17 protein-coding genes are annotated in these 18,015 nt (G+C 37.8%); 3 read left to right on the top strand and 14 right to left on the bottom strand.

From position 1 onward, the window contains the following. Positions 1–527: 527 nt before the first annotated feature. The 7 genes from prsA to ACEE75_RS03575 form a co-directional block, all read right to left on the bottom strand. Complete coding sequence (gene prsA / locus ACEE75_RS03605; RefSeq protein WP_447575382.1) at positions 528–1,550, bottom strand: peptidylprolyl isomerase PrsA; 1,023 nt, start codon at positions 1,548–1,550, stop codon at positions 528–530. Between the two features lie 60 nt (positions 1,551–1,610). Next, positions 1,611–2,318, bottom strand: a complete 708-nt coding sequence (locus tag ACEE75_RS03600) for an O-methyltransferase (RefSeq protein WP_447575383.1) — start codon at positions 2,316–2,318, stop codon at positions 1,611–1,613. 105 nt (positions 2,319–2,423) lie between these two features. Next, positions 2,424–3,584, bottom strand: coding sequence for an L-lactate MFS transporter (locus ACEE75_RS03595; RefSeq protein ID WP_447575389.1), 1,161 nt, complete (start codon positions 3,582–3,584; stop codon positions 2,424–2,426). A gap of 186 nt (positions 3,585–3,770) precedes the next feature. Next, entirely contained in the window at positions 3,771–4,382 is a 612-nt protein-coding gene (locus ACEE75_RS03590) for an HAD-IA family hydrolase (RefSeq protein ID WP_427893553.1), read from the bottom strand. A gap of 90 nt (positions 4,383–4,472) precedes the next feature. Further along, positions 4,473–6,272, bottom strand: a complete 1,800-nt coding sequence (gene pepF / locus ACEE75_RS03585; RefSeq protein ID WP_447575384.1) for an oligoendopeptidase F — start codon at positions 6,270–6,272, stop codon at positions 4,473–4,475. Positions 6,273–6,310: 38 nt separating this feature from the next. Further along, positions 6,311–7,255 carry a competence protein CoiA gene (locus tag ACEE75_RS03580; protein ID WP_447575385.1) on the bottom strand — a complete coding sequence of 315 codons (945 nt, stop codon included), beginning with the start codon at positions 7,253–7,255 and terminating at the stop codon, positions 6,311–6,313. Positions 7,256–7,285: 30 nt separating this feature from the next. Next, the gene (locus ACEE75_RS03575; RefSeq protein ID WP_447575386.1) at positions 7,286–8,005 is read right to left on the bottom strand and encodes a pseudouridine synthase; all 720 of its coding nucleotides are present in this window, start codon (positions 8,003–8,005) and stop codon (positions 7,286–7,288) included. A 90-nt stretch (positions 8,006–8,095) separates the two neighbouring features. Here ACEE75_RS03575 and ACEE75_RS03570 point away from each other — a divergent pair, with 90 nt between their 5' ends. Both ACEE75_RS03570 and ACEE75_RS03565 read left to right on the top strand, forming a co-directional pair. Next, positions 8,096–9,052, top strand: coding sequence for a glutathione S-transferase family protein (locus ACEE75_RS03570; protein ID WP_447575387.1), 957 nt, complete (start codon positions 8,096–8,098; stop codon positions 9,050–9,052). A 72-nt stretch (positions 9,053–9,124) separates the two neighbouring features. After that, the gene (locus tag ACEE75_RS03565; RefSeq protein WP_449164748.1) at positions 9,125–10,231 is read left to right on the top strand and encodes a low temperature requirement protein A; all 1,107 of its coding nucleotides are present in this window, start codon (positions 9,125–9,127) and stop codon (positions 10,229–10,231) included. Between the two features lie 45 nt (positions 10,232–10,276). Here ACEE75_RS03565 and ACEE75_RS03560 read toward each other — a convergent pair whose 3' ends face one another. After that, positions 10,277–10,984 (bottom strand): glucosamine-6-phosphate deaminase, encoded by a 708-nt coding sequence (locus ACEE75_RS03560; protein WP_447574086.1) that lies wholly within the window; start codon positions 10,982–10,984, stop codon positions 10,277–10,279. Between the two features lie 179 nt (positions 10,985–11,163). On the opposite strand from ACEE75_RS03560, the gene queA reads away from it, so the two are divergent. After that, complete coding sequence (gene queA, locus ACEE75_RS03555; protein WP_427893541.1) at positions 11,164–12,192, top strand: tRNA preQ1(34) S-adenosylmethionine ribosyltransferase-isomerase QueA; 1,029 nt, start codon at positions 11,164–11,166, stop codon at positions 12,190–12,192. Between the two features lie 56 nt (positions 12,193–12,248). Here queA and ACEE75_RS03550 read toward each other — a convergent pair whose 3' ends face one another. The 6 genes from ACEE75_RS03550 to ACEE75_RS03525 all read right to left on the bottom strand — a co-directional run bounded on the left by ACEE75_RS03550 (position 12,249) and on the right by ACEE75_RS03525 (position 17,913). Beyond that, complete coding sequence (locus ACEE75_RS03550; protein WP_354367365.1) at positions 12,249–12,644, bottom strand: DUF5684 domain-containing protein; 396 nt, start codon at positions 12,642–12,644, stop codon at positions 12,249–12,251. A 128-nt stretch (positions 12,645–12,772) separates the two neighbouring features. Beyond that, on the bottom strand, positions 12,773–13,870 hold the full coding sequence (locus ACEE75_RS03545) for a serine hydrolase (protein WP_447574085.1): 1,098 nt from the start codon (positions 13,868–13,870) through the stop codon (positions 12,773–12,775). A gap of 201 nt (positions 13,871–14,071) precedes the next feature. Beyond that, positions 14,072–14,677 carry a superoxide dismutase SodA gene (gene sodA / locus ACEE75_RS03540; protein ID WP_447574084.1) on the bottom strand — a complete coding sequence of 202 codons (606 nt, stop codon included), beginning with the start codon at positions 14,675–14,677 and terminating at the stop codon, positions 14,072–14,074. Positions 14,678–14,748: 71 nt separating this feature from the next. Next, entirely contained in the window at positions 14,749–15,783 is a 1,035-nt protein-coding gene (holA, locus tag ACEE75_RS03535; protein WP_447574083.1) for a DNA polymerase III subunit delta, read from the bottom strand. 97 nt (positions 15,784–15,880) lie between these two features. Then, complete coding sequence (locus ACEE75_RS03530) at positions 15,881–17,110, bottom strand: DUF1958 domain-containing protein (protein ID WP_447574082.1); 1,230 nt, start codon at positions 17,108–17,110, stop codon at positions 15,881–15,883. A gap of 173 nt (positions 17,111–17,283) precedes the next feature. After that, positions 17,284–17,913: a Maf family protein gene (locus ACEE75_RS03525; RefSeq protein WP_447574081.1), complete on the bottom strand. Its 630-nt coding sequence runs from the start codon at positions 17,911–17,913 to the stop codon at positions 17,284–17,286. Positions 17,914–18,015: the final 102 nt, after the last annotated feature.

The following is an 18,015-nucleotide window of genomic DNA, read 5'->3' as shown; positions in this document are numbered from 1 at the left end:
AGGACCTTAAGCGGATACCGTCAAAATAGGAAACTTGACGAAGACGCTTGCGTCTAGGAAGTATTTCTCTTTTTGACAAAGTCCGTAACCCGAGTTCATTTCAACATAAACTCGATATCCTTTCAACTTTTACCTTTGTTTTAGTTGAAAGAATCCTACATGACATCAGCGATTACGCTGTCATGAGACATCAAGTAAAAAAGAGCTTTGGAGATTTCAGTTACTAGCTGATCATGACTGTCGTGAAGATCAAACCTTTCACCACTAGAGGTAAAATCTTGTCTCACTTGAAGTGGCTTATCACACTCTCCAAAAAATGACAAGAAACTAAACGAAGGGCGAAAAACCGCGGTACCACCTTCATTCAATGACTTGTCATTCTCTTTTATGATGCAATTGTAAGGTTAAGTAGCATGACTTTTCGCTTTACCTGGCTCGCAACAACCGCCAGTTTTCTGAAGTAAAGGGAGGAAAAATCAATTCTCAACCACTCTATTATAGAGATTTTTTAAACTTTCGTCAACTACTTACTCAGCTGATGATGAGCTTTCTGTTGTGCTTGATGCTTCTGTTGAGGATGAGCTTGTTTCAGAAGATGAAGCACTTGATGATGAGCTTGAAGAGCTACTTGATGAGCTTGTTGTTGTATATTGTGATAAGATCGATGAGAAGGCATCGTCTTTAATCTTCACGTTAGCTTTTTTAAGGGCTGCTGCGATAACAGTATTTTGGAAATTGGTATCACTTGTTTTTTCATTCATAATGATTTTCTTAAGTTGTGATTTGTAAGTTTTCCAATCTGTATCTTTTTCACCAGCTTTTGTGAGTTTCACAATATAATAACTTGTTGTATAAGTGGATGTATCTACTACAGTGATAACATCAGATACTTCACCTTCTTTTAACTTGAAGGCTGCTGACATAACATCTGCTGGCACATCTGTTGAAGCTGAATCAAACTTCACTTCGCCACCCTTATCTTTAGTCGCAGAATCTGTTGAGTTTTCTTTAGCTAGCTTAGAGAAGTCTGCGCCATCTGCCTTAGCTTTTTCAAGAACTTCTTTAGCCTTATCTTCACTATCTAGTTTGATAATTTGAGCTGTTACTTCAGGGTTGTATTCAGTGTAAGCCGCTTTATAGTTTTCTGTAGTTAATTCTTTTTTAGCAGCTTGCTCAACAGCATACTCTACTAACATGGTTGTGCGAATCTGCTGTTTATATGCTTCTACTGTCATTCCTGCTTGAGCCAGTGCTGCCGAGAAAGAATCACCATAAGATTCCGCTGTCTTATTATAAGCTTCTGTTACTTTTTTATCAGAAACCTTATCACCATACTGCTCTTCAAACACTTTACTCATAATCAAGGTTAACATAGACTGTTGAGCAGCTGAAGTTGTCTTAGCTTCATTGTAAAAATCAGTGATTTTAATTGTGTCACCTTTCATTGTGACAATGTCTTTATTAGCGTTGTCTGTTGAACTACACGCTGCTAAGGTTGTTACAGAAAGTAACGTTACCAGACCTGCTGCCCATTTTTTTCTTAATTTCATTTAGTTTTAACTCCTTTTTACATTAACTGTCTTATTATAGCATATTTTCTTAAAATTGACTTAATCTAATAAAGTCACTTGTTCAGAATTTTTACGAAGCATCAACAAACCATCTCCTAGAGGAACTAAGGTAGCCGTCAAAGAAGGATTGTCCAAGGTCGCATCAAAGAGTTTATGAAGTCCTCTATAAATAGTCCGTTGTCCACGTCGAACCTCTTCAATCGGTTTTGCGATATCACCACCTTGGAAAATGTCATCTAAAACCACCACACCACCAACTTCTAGTCGCTCTAGGATTTCAGGTAAGAAAACAATATACTTTGATTTTGCAGAATCCATAAAGACAAAATCAAAACCAGACTCTAAATCAGCTAAAACCTCTGCTGCATCACCTTCCACCAAACGAATCTGTTGACGTGTGTCATACTTTGCAAAATTTTCTTTAGCAAAACCAATCATCTCTGGATTACGATCAATGGTCACAATTTCTGCTTCAGGTGCATACTCTGCCATCAAAAGTGCTGAAAAACCGATGGCTGTCCCAATCTCTAAAATCTTTTTAGGCTTCAAAGTTTGCATTAAAAATCTAAAATAAGCCACAGTTTCATGTGGGATAATCGGTATATTTTCCGTTTTGGCAAAAGACTCTAAAACTTCTAAATGTCCCTTATTTTGTGCTAAGTGGTGGCGCATATAGCGAACCACTTCTTCTTTAACAATAGGACGACGCATATTATGATTTGCATTTTTACTATATGATTTAACCATTTCTTTATTATACAACCTTCTTGCTATTTTTTCATCCCTCTACTCTTATTATTCGTTATTTTTTTCAAAACAAAAAGCTGCGCCTGAGCAACAGCCTTTGTTTGCCTATTTTTTGAGACTTCTTCCCAAATAAAAAGAGAAAATTATCCCTAAAGCATATAAAGCAATAAAGACATATAGGGTCGTCATATAACTTCCTGATAGACTAAAGGTCCAGGATAAAAGAACAGGCCCTACTAATCCCGCCAAAGCCCAAGCAGTTAAACTATAACCATGTAAAATAGCCAGTTGTTTGGTCCCATATAGATCACTTAAGTAAGCTGGAAGTAAAGAAAACCCTGCACCATAACAAGTCATAAGAATTGCCATTGCAAAAATAAAAATCGGTTGAATCTGCGAGACTAAAAGTAAAGCTGATAAGAAAAGATTTACGATAAACAAGAGACTAAACGTCAAGGGACGGCCAATATAATCCGATAAACTTGCCCATAGCAAGCGACCAAACCCATTAAAGATGCCAAGTACTCCCACCATCAAAGCCGCAGATTCTGCTGACATTCCTGTCATTTCTTGAGCCATCGGTGAGGCAGCCGAGATAAGTCCCAAACCACAACTGATATTGATAAATAAAAGACTCCAAAGTAAATAAAAGGAGGGACGTCTAATAGCTTCTTTGGCTAGAACTCCTTCGCCAACTACTCGTTGACTCTCTCCAGAGCGCCCATAATTTCCAAAGGCTTTTAAATCTTCCTGCCTTGGTCTAACAATAAACTGCGCAGCCACTAACATGACCAGTAGATAAAGTAGCCCAAAACTATAAAAAGTATTCGCTAGACCAATATGAGATAACAAATATTGAGCGATAGGACTTGTTAACAAGGACGCAAAGCCAAATCCCATAATGGCTAAACCTGTTGCCAAACCTCGCTTATCTGGAAACCATTTGATAATGGTTGATACAGGGGTAATATAGCCAGCACCCAATCCCATGCCACCTAAAATCCCATACCCTAGATAAAGTAGAGGAAGGGAATGGTGATCTAGTGCAAAACCAGCTAAAATATTTCCAGCAGCATATAGGATAGCTGAAATGGTCCCTGTCACTCTGGGACCAAATTTTTCCACCAACTGTCCCATAAAGGCAGCAGATAAACCTAAGCAAAAGATTGCCAAGCTAAAAGCAAAGGCCACCGCTGATTGATCCCATCCTGTTTCAGCCATAATAGGATTACGATAGACACTCCAAGCATAAGTTGAGCCCAACATCAAGTGCAAGGTCACCCCTGCTGCAGCCACTAAATAACGATTAGTTTTCTTCACCACTTCTCCTTTGACGAACCTTTTTAGTTTCACCTTCGTGAAACGTTCGTACATAAAGGTTATCACACCTGATTTAAAAACTCTATCATTTTAACCAGAAAGCGTTTCCTTTACGTTTTCTGTAAAAATACATCATAATGTTCGGATTTTAATATCTAACAAGTTCTTTATTTTTTGGTTTTTACCTTGACTAACTTCCTTTAAGTTAAGACTAAAGATACCTGCTTGCAATGCTGCTTCCATATCTAATTTACGATCTCCAATGTAGTAGGTCTTGTTTTTATCCAAGTGGTGAGTCTGGATTAAATAGTCTAAAGCTTCTGGGTGAGGTTTGCGCTTAAAACCTGAATCTCCTGTAACAACTTCTGTAAAATAAGACTCCAAGTCCAGTTGCTTCAAAACAGAGAAGGTATTATCTCCTTTATGGGTATAGATGAAATTCGTTATTCCCCGCTCTTTAGTCCAATCTAAAATCTCACGCGCTCCAGACATTAGCTGAATTTCTTGGTCTCTTGTTTTTAAATCAGTAGAATAATAGCTTTTCACCATTTGCTCATCTACATTTTCAAGCCTAGCCTTATCTTTTAATAATGCCCCCACCGACTCGTTTAGGATAAAAGCCAAAATCATTTTATCATCAAACTCCCATTGATAATGGTAATAAGTTGCCTCCAGTGCCTTCATAATAGCACCATAAGAATCTAAAAGGGTCCCATCCAAATCCCAAATAAAATTAAGGGGCATAGCATCTCCTTTTCTTGATAAAAGGAGTGTTTGGAAAATAAGGGGATTTACTTTACTTCCTCACACTCCTATAATCTCATTTTTAAAACCTTAGCGAATCCCTTTTGCAACTAAGGTCTCTAACTCCATCAAGCGTTTTTCAAAGACTGCAAAAGCCTCATCAAGATACGTGGCATCTAACATATCCACACCCGCTTTTTTAATCACATTGAGGGGATAATCAGAATTTCCTGCTTTTAGGTAGTCTAAGTAGCGCTCTTTATCCTCTGCACTTCCATGAACTATTTTTTCTGCTAGGTAACTTGCTGCTGCAAATCCAGTAGCATACTGATAAACATAATAATTATAGTAAAAATGTGGAATTCTAGCCCATTCAAACTGAATTTGGGGATTTTCTTGGGCAGAAAGACCATAATATTTTTCATTTAAAGTTGCGTACAACTCGCTAAGATACTCACTTGTTAAGACCTCGCCTTCTTGATCAGCTTGATGGATCAAGTCCTCAAACTCTGCGAATTGTGTTTGACGAAAGACCGTTGCTCTGAAGCCGTCAAGGTAATTGTTGAGGATAGTAAAACGTAATTTTTCATCCTTGATTTCTTTTAACAAGGTTTCGGTTAAAATATTTTCATTCGTTGTGGAAGCGATCTCAGCTAAAAAGATACTATAATCTCCATAAACATAGGGTTGATTTTCACGCGTAAAAGTCGAATGTAGGCTATGCCCTGTTTCATGCACCAAGGTAAAAAGATTATCCAAGGTGTCTTGCCAGTTTAAGAGCATAAAGGCATTAGTATCATAAGATCCCCCTGAATAAGCTCCTGAACGTTTTCCTTTATTTTCATAGACATCAATCCACCGTTCATTAAAAGCACGTTTGACACGACTGGCATACTCTTCTCCAAAAATAGACAAGGTTTGCTCTGCTTTTTTCAAGGCCTCGTCATAGGTAAAGTGATAATCTGTCTCAGCTAACGGGGTATAAACATCATACATCTTAAGCTCATCTAGTCCCAAAATCTCTTGACGTAGCTTGATATAACGATGCAGTAAAGGTAAGTGGCGATTAACAGTTTCAATCAACGTCTCATAAACCGCCTCTGGAATATGGTTGCTCGATAAAGCTGCCTGACGAGCCGAATCGTATTGACGAACCTTAGCTTTATAGTTATGTACTTTTACATTGGTTTGTAGGGTTTTAGCATAAGTATGTTGATATTGCTCATAAATGCCATACATGGCTTCATAAGCTTCTTGACGAACCATACGATCCTTAGACTCCATCAAACGAATGTAGTTGCCGTGAGTCAACTCAATCAAATCGCCCTCACCATCTGGTACATATGGAAAGCTAATATCTGCATTATCTAAGATTTCAAAGGTTTCTCCTGCAGCACTAAATATTTCTTCTGCCCCTGCTAGTAGCTCTTCTGCTTCTTTGCTTAAAATATGGGCTTTTTTGCTCAGCAGTTTTTCAAAAAAGTGAGCATAAAGAGCAAGATCCCGCTCTTCTGCTATAAAGTCAGCCAATTTTTCTTGTGTTAGTGCCATTAATTCTGGCTCATAAAAAGCATAAGCCTGACTACATTGAGCATAAAGATTCATGGCCTTAGCTTGATATTCTTGATATTTAGCAACAGTTGTATCCTGATCATTTTTCATAGAAGCATAAACATAGAGTTTTTCCAACCGACGCTCCACATCTAGCTCTGTCTGTGTGATCTTCAAAAGAGATGCCGCGGAATCTAAAAGGTGTCCTTCAAAGTCTGCAGCCTTCTCCAATTCACTCGCTAAATCCTCAAGTGCCTGCTCCCAATCCTGATCTGTCGCAAAAATAGTGGTTAAATCCCAAGTATCCTTTTCCTTCAAATGTGCGCGATTTTCTGACATATTGTCCTCCTTTATCCGCATGAAACGGACGATTATTATCATTTTATTTTATCATAAAAAGCTGGTGGATAGAGGATTTGCCTTTGTTTTTCCTTTTGATGCTGATAATAAGTCAAAAAATGTTGATAATACCACCCGATTTGCTCTTGTACTTGCAGAAAACCAGCCTCAAAAGAGGGAGGTCTGACTTGCGGGAAAAAAGCATTAAGATCTTGGTTTAACAGATTTTGTCCTTTAAGATAACAAACTTCCTGCTCTTTTAACCAGCGTTTTGAACCATAAAAAAGCTGGCGCTGAATATAAGTTTTAATCTCCTTATCTACCTTTACCTCTAAACAAGATAACGGCTGTTTAAAAAAAGGCAGGCGTAAAACAGCAAGTGAAAAATCAGATAAGCTCCAAGATTTCTTCAAGTAATGAACCTTTCCACGCAAGTCCTCATGAATAAGATATTTTAATCGAATCTGAGAAAAATCAAGGTCTAGCTCCCAGAGATAAAATCCCATATTTTTAGAAAAATAAAGCAGATGACGGTGAAGAGACGTCAACTTATCTTTTAACCAAAGTTCTTTCCCTAAAAGCCAACAAACATAATAACCCGCTTGATGATAAGCAAGTGTCCGTTCTTTTAATCGTTTCAAGGATAGACGACTGCATTGAACCTCTAGGGCAATACGACGATTAACAAGGACATCGGCAACTTGTGAAACTTCTTTAATCGGAGCTTCTAAGGCGACCTCCTCTCCTTTAGCTAATAAAATCTGATATAGCATTTCTTTTAAAGCAAGGTGTTCTTGACTTTCATTTTCAGAAAAAAAGTGACAGTTTTTAAGAGAAACATGGGCAAAATGCGCACGCATCACCTCGCCTTGTCGCAAGCGAACAGGATTTTGACAAAGTGGACAGAAAAATTCCTGCCTTTCGGCAGGAATCTCTTGTAGTAAGTTGATCATCTGTCCTTTATGATTTCTTGCTTGTAACATAGACTCCTCCTTACTCACTTTATTCGAAAATTAATCCAAATAAGTCTTTAAAAGAAGTTGCTCTTCATCGTTTAAGGGGCGATAGGCTCCGACTTGCAAACTCGGATCTAACCTAAAACCTCCAAAGCTGACCCGTTTTAAAAAAATCACTTTTACACCATAAGCTAAGAACATTTTTTTCACTTGATGAAATTTTCCTTCTGAAATTGTAATAAAGGCTCTGCTTTCTTGAACATTAGCCTCTACAATCTTCAACTCTGCTGGCTGACAAACTCTACCATCTAAAAATCTCACCCCTTTTGCAAAAAAGCCTACAGCATCATCTGCTAAAAAGCCATTAACTACCAGCTCATAGGTCTTTTTCACATGATGTTTTGGGTGTAGCATTCGATAACCTAACGGACCATTATTGGTTAGAAGTAATAAACCTTCCGTATCACGATCTAGACGGCCAATCGGATAAAGCCCTTGACGGAAATCTTTTTTATCTATCAAATCAATCACTGTTTGGTAATTTTTATCTGTGACAGCCGTGACAACACCAGCTGGTTTATTTAGGAGATAATAAACTGCTGGCTCAAGCTCAATAGTTTTCCCAGAAACAGTAATATCTTGTAGATTTGGATCCACAATCTGACTAAGCCGCGTTGCCCTTTTTCCATCAACCTTAATTTGTTTTGCTTTAAACAACCTTTTCACTTGATTCCGTGAACCAAGTCCCGCTTTTTCCAAACATTTATCCAATCTCATACTCTCTATTCTAACACACAAACATAAGCCTTGTCTAAGGGATGAAATATGATATAATACTAATTAGTAATATAATAAAGGAGTTAACTTATGGGACTTTTACAAGATGGCAAATGGGTGGACAAGTGGTATGATACCAAGTCTACAGGTGGTAAGTTTGTCCGTACTGTCACACAATTTCGTAACTGGATTACACCTGATGGACAAGCGGATCCGACAGGAACAGGTGGTTTTAAGGCCGAGTCGGGTCGCTACCATCTCTACGTTTCTCTGGCTTGTCCTTGGGCTAGCCGAACGCTTATTATGCGAAAATTGAAGGGCTTGGAAGAGCATATCTCGCTTTCTGTCGTTCATCCCCTCATGTTAGAAAATGGCTGGACCTTTGAAGATGGTCCTGGTGTTATCAAGGATACCCTCTTTAACAGCGACTATCTTTATCAAGTTTATTTGAAAGCTGACCCACACTATTCTGGTCGGGTGACCGTTCCTGTCCTTTGGGATAAGAAAACTAATACCATCGTCAGCAACGAATCTGCTGAAATCATGCGGATGTTTAATAGTGCCTTCAATGACATTACAGGCAACTATGATGACTACTATCCAGAGCACCTACAAGCTGAGATTGATGCCATGAATGACTTTGTCTATCCAAACATCAATAATGGCGTTTACAAGGCAGGTTTTTCAACTAATCAAAACGTTTACGACAAAGAAGTCAAGAATCTCTTTGCTGCCTTGGATAAATTGGAAGAACATTTAGTAGATAAGGACTATCTAGTTGGCAATCAATTAACCGAGGCTGACCTTCGTCTCTTTACCACCTTGGTGCGATTTGACCCTGTATATTTTGGACATTTCAAGTGCAATATTAAAGCTTTGGTGGACTATCCAAACTTGTGGAATTATACCAAGCGAATTTACAATTACGCTGGCATTGCAGAGACGGTTGACTTTGACCATATCAAACAACACTACTATGGTAGCCACAAGACCATCAACCCAACTGGCATTGTTCCTGTAGGACCTGACTTGGACTGGACACTTTAGAACCAAAAGGGAGGTGACAGCCTCTCTTTTTATATGGTATAATAATCCAGATTTTTTGAAAAGGAGATTTTTATGTCTGAAATTAAGGCAAAACGTGTATCCAATTACGAATTGTTTTATGATTTGGTCTTTGTGCTAGCCACTTCATCACTGACTGGACTTTTGCACGGTGACCATATCGGTCTCAGGGAAATTCTAACTTTTATCACCGCCAACCTGATTATTATGACCTTGTGGATTAATGAGACGATTTACCTCAACAAATATGGTGAGCGGGATTTGTTGGATATTAACACGATTATTGCGTCCATGTTTGTGGTCGGACAATTATCCCTGAACGTTAGTCATGATTTTGAAGCGACCGCCCTACCATTTACTATCTTTTTGACCCTGTCTTATCTGCTGATTTGCTTGCAGTACTACCTTCGGGGCCGGAAAATCGGTTTTACGGCAGATATAAAACATAGTCTCTATATGCTTGGGATTTATTTGCTGGTATTTTTCTTGGCTTTGGTAGCTATTTACTTCAATTTCTGGACCTATGATGAAAAGAGCCTCTTACTTTTTTATCTTCCATTTATCATTTCCTATTTCTTTAAGGACAAGCTTGGTTATGATGCCCTGAACTTCCCTCACATCGTTGAACGCTGCCAGTTGATTACGATCATTACCTTTGGTGAGACGGTCATTGCAATTTTGAAAAATTATCCGATTCAGACGCATCTGTTCGACAGCGTTATATTGTTCTTGGCAATGGCTTTCTCCTTTATGTTTTACATTTCACAAACCTACCTCAATATCAATCACCATCAAAAGACAAATGTAGCTACCTTACTCTACGCTCATATGGTACTTGTTTTAGGCATAAATTTCTTTACAGTTTCTGTGGAAGTCTTACCTGGTGAGCATACTAGTTTAGGTTTCCCATTCCTACTCATCGGTTTCCTCCTATACTATCTGGGAATCCTGATGACTAGTCGCTACAATCAGGACCTCTATCGTATTGGAAAGACGGTTTGGTTGCAGTACGCTCTCAATTTGTTCATAACAATTATTCTATTAGTCGTGAGTCGACATCACTTGCTTCTTATAGCTACAATATTGGCTGTAAGTTCTTACTTGATGGTGAGAATTACCCACCGCCACCGACGTTTGTCCAAAGAAGGTTCTAGCCTCTAATCTTAAAGAAAACCGACTGCCAAAATAGTAGTCGGTTTTTAATTTTTATTTTGTCAATTTACTCGCTGCAGCTTCATCAATAATGAGGACAACATCATCATGGTTTTGGAGGACACTTGCTGGGACATCTTCTGTCACGGGACCTTCCACAGTCGCCTTAATAGCGTCAGCTTTTTCCTGGCCATAAGCCATGAGAACAATGGTTTTGGCTGCCATAATGTTGGCGATGCCCATGGAGATTGCCTGTTTTGGCACATCTTCTAGATTTTCAAAGAAGCGGGCATTGGCTTCAATAGTTGACGGTGCCAAGTCAACTAAGTGAGTTTGACCAGCAAACGAAGCACCTGGTTCGTTGAAACCAATATGGCCGTTGCGACCAATCCCCAAAATTTGGAAATCGATTGGATGCTCTGCCAATACGTGATTATAACGTTCTGCCTCAGCTACAACGTCACTTGCTAAACCGTTAGGTAAATAAGATTTCTTAAATGGTTTGGCAGAAAAGAGTTGTTCTTTCATAAAGTAAGCGTAGGATTGGTCACTTTCCTCATCCAAACCAACATACTCGTCCAAATTGACAGATGTTATCTCAGAAAAATCTAAATCACTTTGGCGAATGTTTTTGTAAAATTCGATTGGGCTAGAACCAGTTGCCAAGCCAAGAACCTGCGCACCAGTTGCCAATTTATTTTTTAATAAGTCAAGGGCAATTTCTGCACCTTCTTGTTGACTCTTTACAACGATCACTTTCATAAAAACCTCCTATTTGGTATAGACCGATATCTTATACTTTTATTTTATGGTATAGACCGATTTTTGTCAAGTAAAAGATCTGAAAATTAATAACCCTTCATCATATCATTTAAAACTGACGGATAAGGGCGAACATGGTATAATAGATGAGCTAAAATACTTGTTCTAAGGAGACTATTTTGAATACTAAGGATTTTGATTTCCACTTACCAGATGAGCTGATTGCACAAACCCCACTTGAAAAACGTGACAGCTCAAAACTGTTGATTATTGATAAAGAAAAGCAGAGCATGACAGATAGCCATTTTGACCATATTATCGATGAACTCAATGAGGGAGACGCTTTAGTCATGAACAACACGCGCGTTCTTCCTGCTCGCCTTTATGGTGAGAAACCTGATACCCACGGTCATGTGGAACTGCTTCTCTTAAAAAATCTTCATGCAGACCAATGGGAAGTTCTCGCCAAGCCTGCCAAACGCCTAAAAGTTGGCAGTCAAGTGTCTTTCGGTGATGGACGCTTGATGGCAACTATTGTTGAGGAATTAGAACATGGTGGACGTATTGTCGAGTTCTCCTATAAGGGTATTTTTCTTGAAGTTCTCGAAAGTTTAGGTGAGATGCCTCTTCCTCCCTATATTCACGAGAAATTAGAAGATCGTGAACGGTACCAAACCGTTTATGCTAAAGAAAATGGCTCTGCCGCTGCCCCAACCGCTGGTCTGCATTTTACTCAAGAACTTCTTGAAAAAATTGAGGCTAAAGGGGTTAAGTTGGTTTATCTGACCCTTCATGTCGGTCTTGGCACCTTTAGACCAGTCTCTGTTGAAAATCTTGATGAGCATGAGATGCATTCTGAGTTTTACACCTTATCTCAAGAAGCTGCTGATACCCTAAACCAAGTCAAAGAAAAAGGAGGACGTATCATCGCAGTTGGGACGACTTCAATTCGTACGTTGGAAACCATTGGACAAAAGTATCAAGGTAAACTACAAGCTGAATCTGGCTGGACCAATATCTTTATCAAACCAGGTTACCAATTTAAAGTCGTTGATGCCTTTTCAACTAACTTTCATCTTCCAAAGTCAACTCTGGTCATGCTGGTTTCAGCCTTTGCCGGCAGAGAATTTACTCTAGAGGCCTATAAACATGCCGTTGAGGAACACTACCGCTTCTTCAGTTTTGGTGATGCCATGTTTGTAAAATAAAAACGACTCAAAAAGCTCCCTGATGGCTAGTAAACTAGAATCAAGGAGCTTTTTTATTAATCGATAAAGAATGCACGAGGCCCATCATAAGTGACGTTATCACTAAAAGCCATATAAACATTAAATAATGGTGCAAAGAAAATATATAGCACTGCTTGAACTTGTGATAATCCAAAAGCACGCGCATAAGAATAGTAGAGGTAAACTCCATAAACTTGACCTACCAAAGGTACGATCAATAGGAGAGCAAAAATACCTTTTTCTTTTCCAAAAGTAATACATTGTTGGATATAAAAATTATAAATTGGAACAATTGATTTCCAACCCGCATATCCAGCCTTACTAAAAAGAAGAATATTTGAAATAATCGTCAGAATCCACCAGATAAATGAAAAAATTACTGACACACCCCAAAAACCTAAAAATAATCCATTAACAAATGTCTCTTCCATTTTTATCACCCTTTCTATAATTTTATTATATCAGTATTATTTAAATAATACAATAGAAAAAGTAAAAATAAAGAGATTAACCCCACTGATTCGGTTAATCTCTCCTATTACTGATAGTCTCGTTCACTTTAATTCATATTGACACGGTGCCATTCATTAATCACATAAGCTAGCTGACCCACTTGCAGAAGTCCCTCATTACTAATCTCTGTACTATATTCAGTCGAACCACCTAATCCAGCTGTATATAGGGCGATTAAATAAGGTACCTCTTCAAGTACAATGGCATCCACATTTAAAGCCTCACCAACATATCCAGGTTTTTGATAAATCGTTAAATCATTCAGATAAGTTTTATAATAAGTTCCTGGGAAAGATTGACCCAAAAATGATAAGATATCAGAATATTTCTTCTGATGTTGCCATAGGTAATTTAAGACTTGAATATAATAGTCGGTAGTTGTCTTATTTTGCCGGCTAATGGTTTTAATCTCTGCTTTTGACTCTCCATAACGATCGAACATACTGTAGGCTTTATCCATACCACCTAATCTTTCGGCAAGAGCATAAGCTGGTGTATTTTCAGAATAAACCAAAGAATATTCCTGCATGTCTGGGATAGTCATCTGACCATTGAAAGCGGAAACATAAGCATCATGCTCTCCCTCATACTCGTAAGTTGTTCCTGTAATGTCAAATTTTTCATCTAAACTTAGATTACCCTTTTCTACTTCGTCAACGACTAACATATTAAGAGGTAATTTATAAGTACTTCCCGCAGTCATAACTTGTGTGTCATTCATTGAAAAAGTTTCACCAGTCTTGGTATTTTTATAAGAAAAAGCAATGCTAGAATGTGGAATGCCATGCTCATCCAAATAAGCTTTAATCGTATCTTCCAAACTCAAGTGTGCATAGTCATAGTATAAACCGTAAGATGACATCGTCGCTAAATCAGCTTGCATCACAGAATCTTTTGCTGCTTGACTTTTATTTGTCTGCTTGACAGTCTCTTTCTCCACACTCGTATCAGTCTTTTTGCCACTAAAAATGGATTTAGTGGTCTCAGAGATTAAATCACCTGTCACTAACTGAAGCAACCAATTCTCCACTGTCTGCGTGTCTTTCTCTTGTGCATAAACAAGGGAAGATTGGCTAATAGAACCCATGGTCACCGCTAGGGTGAGTGTACTCATACAAATGATTGATAAAACTTTTTTTCTCACAATAATTCTCCCAACCTTCGTATTATAAAAAATTATTTCTAAAATAGCAAGCCTTATTTACTTTTTATAATATATCATTGGTTTTTTATTAAAAGATAAAGTTTTTGTTAAATATTTTACGAAAAATAAAAAACAGAGACTCACCTCCATATTGGTAAATCTCTGTTTTTGTGTTCAAACTAATGCTTACTTTATCACTGTTTATTTAGCTGCTTGGTACAACTCCTCAACCTTGTTCCAGTTGATAATCTCAAAGAAAGCCTTGATATAATTTGGACGAACATTGCGGTAATTTAAGTAATAAGCATGTTCCCAAACATCAAGCGCCAAGATTGGTTTTTTCCCATCCATAATAGGTGTGTCTTGGTTGCCCGTTGAAAGCACTTCAAGTTGACCTTCTTGGTTTACAACAAGCCATGCCCAACCTGATCCAAAACGAGTTGTTGCAGCAGCTGTAAAAGCTTCTTGGAAAGCTTCAAAAGAACCAAAAGTTGCATTAATTTCAGCTGCTAATTCTGCTGAAATCTCTGTTTTTTCTGGAGAAAGTAATTCCCAAAAGAGTGCATGATTGAGATGACCACCACCATTATTAATCACAGCTTGGCGGATATCAGCTGGAATTTGTTCAACATCGGAAAGAAGAGCTACTAAGTCCTCACCAATTTCTGGATGTTTTTCTAGTGCTGCATTGACATTTGCCACATAAGTCGCATGATGTTTATCATGATGAAGTGTCATTGTTTCAGCGTCAATATAAGGTTCTAGAGCATCATATGCATACGGAAGATCTGGTAAAATAATTGCCATGTTGGTACCTCTTTCATTATTTCATCTGACATAATCATAACGCAAAAAAGTGATGAATTCAAACAATCTGCTTAAAGAATAGACATGATTTTCAATAAAGCAACCTCAAATAAATACCCCTTCTCCAAACGCCCTGTTTTGATATCACGGTCGGTTTCAATCAGAAGCAATAGACTCTTTTTTAAAAAATCCACAGGTAGAGCCCTAGAATCTCTAATAGCAAATCGTACCTGATAAGGATTAACACGGCGCCCTAAATAATCAGACAGATCTTTTACAATCTGATTTTCTGACTGTCCTTTTTGTAATAACAGCTTTGTTTGCAAAAACAATCGAAATTGTCCTATTAAAATAGACAACAACTTCACCTCATCTTCTCCTTGCAAGACTAAATCCTTAACTAAATCTCTTGCTTGATCTACTTTTTTTGTCAAAACAAAATGAATCAAATCAAAAAGATTATCTTGTAACGTTTTAGGAATAGCTTCTGAAATATCTTGCTGACTAATCTGACCAGAAGATTTGTAAGATGCCAAAAACACCAAGTTCTTTTCCAGCTCACTAAAGTCAAAGTTTGACTTTATCAAAAGGGTATCAAATGCCCCTGTTTCAAACACCAGTCCTTTTTCATGGGCTAATTTTTGAAAATAAGTTTTTAACTCAGCTTCCTTTAATGCCTCAGCTTCAAAAATCATGGCATCGCGCTTTAATAGTTTGACCAAACGGCGCTTACCATCTAACTTTCCTGGCGCGAAAATCAGCAATCGCGTGGTCTCAACAGGTTGTTCCAAATAAGTTTCAAACTGTTTTGCTTCAGTATCACTTAAATAGGACTTTTTCTGGGTGGTTAAATCCAACACGTGATCTAAAATAACCACCTTTTGATCTGCAAAAAAAGGTAAACTCTGTAAATCCATATCAATAAGAGAATAATCCGTCTCTGCTAGATCAAAATAAGAATAGGTGAGGTCCGCAGGATCATAAGCAATAGCTTGAAGTAAGGCTTGTTTCATCACCGCAAATTGACCAAGATCCTCCCCTGTGACAAGAGTAATCTGTGGAAGATGATCGCGCTTTAGTTTTTTTATTTTTTCAATCGCTAACATAATATCTATTATACCAAATCTAAAAATAAAACAGGAAGTGAAGTGGGGATCCCTAAAAATCTTCATTTCCTGTTTTTATTTTACATCATAACACTATTTATCTTTTAATCAACTGGCGGAGTTGTTCAAAAAATGTCATTCCTATAAGAACAGCTATCGTCGTGAGTAAGCCAATATAAAACATGATGTCCACAAAAGGATAATCTTTGGTTGAAGCTTGAGAACTAAATAGACCTTTTTTGACAGGGGTTGCTTTGACCCCTTTTGGAGGTGTCAACAAAGAAGAACTGCTAGAAGATTTCAGGTGAAGATTGCCGTCCGTCACTTCTAACTTAGGTTTACTCTCTCCTTTTTTAATCAGTCCGTACAGATTATTATTAAGGTCATAAGTTTGACCAGCTAGTTCATACTCTCCTTTTTGGGCTAATAACTGATAAGAAAAATCTGAAAAACCATGCTCCAGTAAGGTATTCGCAAAATAATGACGTGTATAAACCCCTTCTTGATTATTCCAATCTCCAACTCCTAAAACAACACTAATCAACTGGCGATTATTTCGTTTAGCTGTTACTATTGCATTAAAACCAGCATTAGCACTAGAACCTGTTATCAAACCATTGACCCCTGATATCCCAAGACCCTCTGCATCGCCTTCAAGTGAGTGGTTATAGGAGGTAAGAATTTCTTCAGATGCCATCCCTTTTTGGATGGTATAGGTCGTCTGCTCTGTGTAGGTTAACACCTCTGGATAATTCGTTAATATATCATAACTTAAAAGAGCGAGATCTCTAGCTGTCGTGATGCTTTGAGTGGTCTCTCCGTTTAGTGATGCAGCACCTGTTTCGTTGACAAATTTAGTGTGCGACATTCCTAAATCCTTAGCTTTTTGGTTCATACTCTCAACGAAATCAGTGCCTGTCAAAGTCTGCAGAGTAGAAGCTAAAGCTATTGCGGCATCATTAGAAGAAGAAATCAAACTTAGCGCTACTAAGTCTTCAACAGTGTAATAATTAGGGCTGTAGCTAAGACTGGTATTGAGATTAATTTTCTTCTCCAATTTCAATTGCCCATTTTCAACAGCCTCCAATACAAGATAAACTGTCATTAATTTTGTTAAGTTAGCTGGATCACGGCTAAGCTCACTATTGTTTTCTTCTAAAATTTGACCAGTCTCCAAATCAACAAGAATATAAGCCTTTGGTAAATCTGTCTTAGATACCTTATAACCCGCATCCTTGGTCATGGTCAAAAGATCCTCTGCCTGAATCCTAACAGGTATGAGTAACCCGCATAGGATTACAATAAAGGCTAATCCTAATTTTTTCATCACATCTCCTCCATCCTAACTTCTTATCTATTCTACCATAATTTTTAATACCATAGATTTCAGATTAACGACATTCAAGTTCCCATTCTTTACACCCTGCACTCATACCTTATCCAATAACAATGAAACCACTATTTCTATTATTAAATAAGACACCATTAGATAACGGTGTCTTATGAATATATTCGTTTAGACACTTCTGCCACAGGCAAACCAATAATAGTATGAATATCACCTGCAACATAGTCTATAAAACGAGGATCTAAATCTTGAAAACCATAAGCACCAGCCTTATCCATGGGAGATTTAGAAGATAGGTAATCTTCGATTACTGGTTGTAGAGCAGGATAGTACTTAACAAAACTTACCTCTGCTATGGTATAAAATACCTCTATAGCATCTCGTGTCCGTAAACAAACCGAAGTCACCACATGATGCTTATGTCCAAAATACGAATTAAACATCTCTCTCGCTTCTTCTTGATTTTTAGGCTTGTTATAAATGCGATCATTGAAAACCACCATGGTATCAGCTGAAATATACAAGGTTTCCTTATCATCTTTTCCAGCTGACTTGGCTTTAGAAATTTCACAACACGTCCTAGCAGCACGCTCTAAAAAAGGCAAATGCTTCAATTTCTCCATATAAGTAGTTTCAATACCACGTTCATCCACTTCAACAGATGCAATCTCTGGAGATAAAAAAGATAATAATTGCCGTCTTCTTGGTGACTGACTTAATAGCACAAAGTGTTTAGCTGGTATTATTTTTCCTCTTTTTTCATAATCAACTAAATAAGACATCTTCTCCTCTTCTTCCTATACCTTTTATTACTTTCTAATTCTTTATCTTATAGAAAACTCTCCAGTAAAAATTTCACCTGTACTTTCCCTGAAGTTAAAAAC

Source organism: Streptococcus sp. 11273D007BT (assembly GCF_053547195.1).
This window is presented reverse-complemented; position numbering and strand designations above follow the sequence as displayed.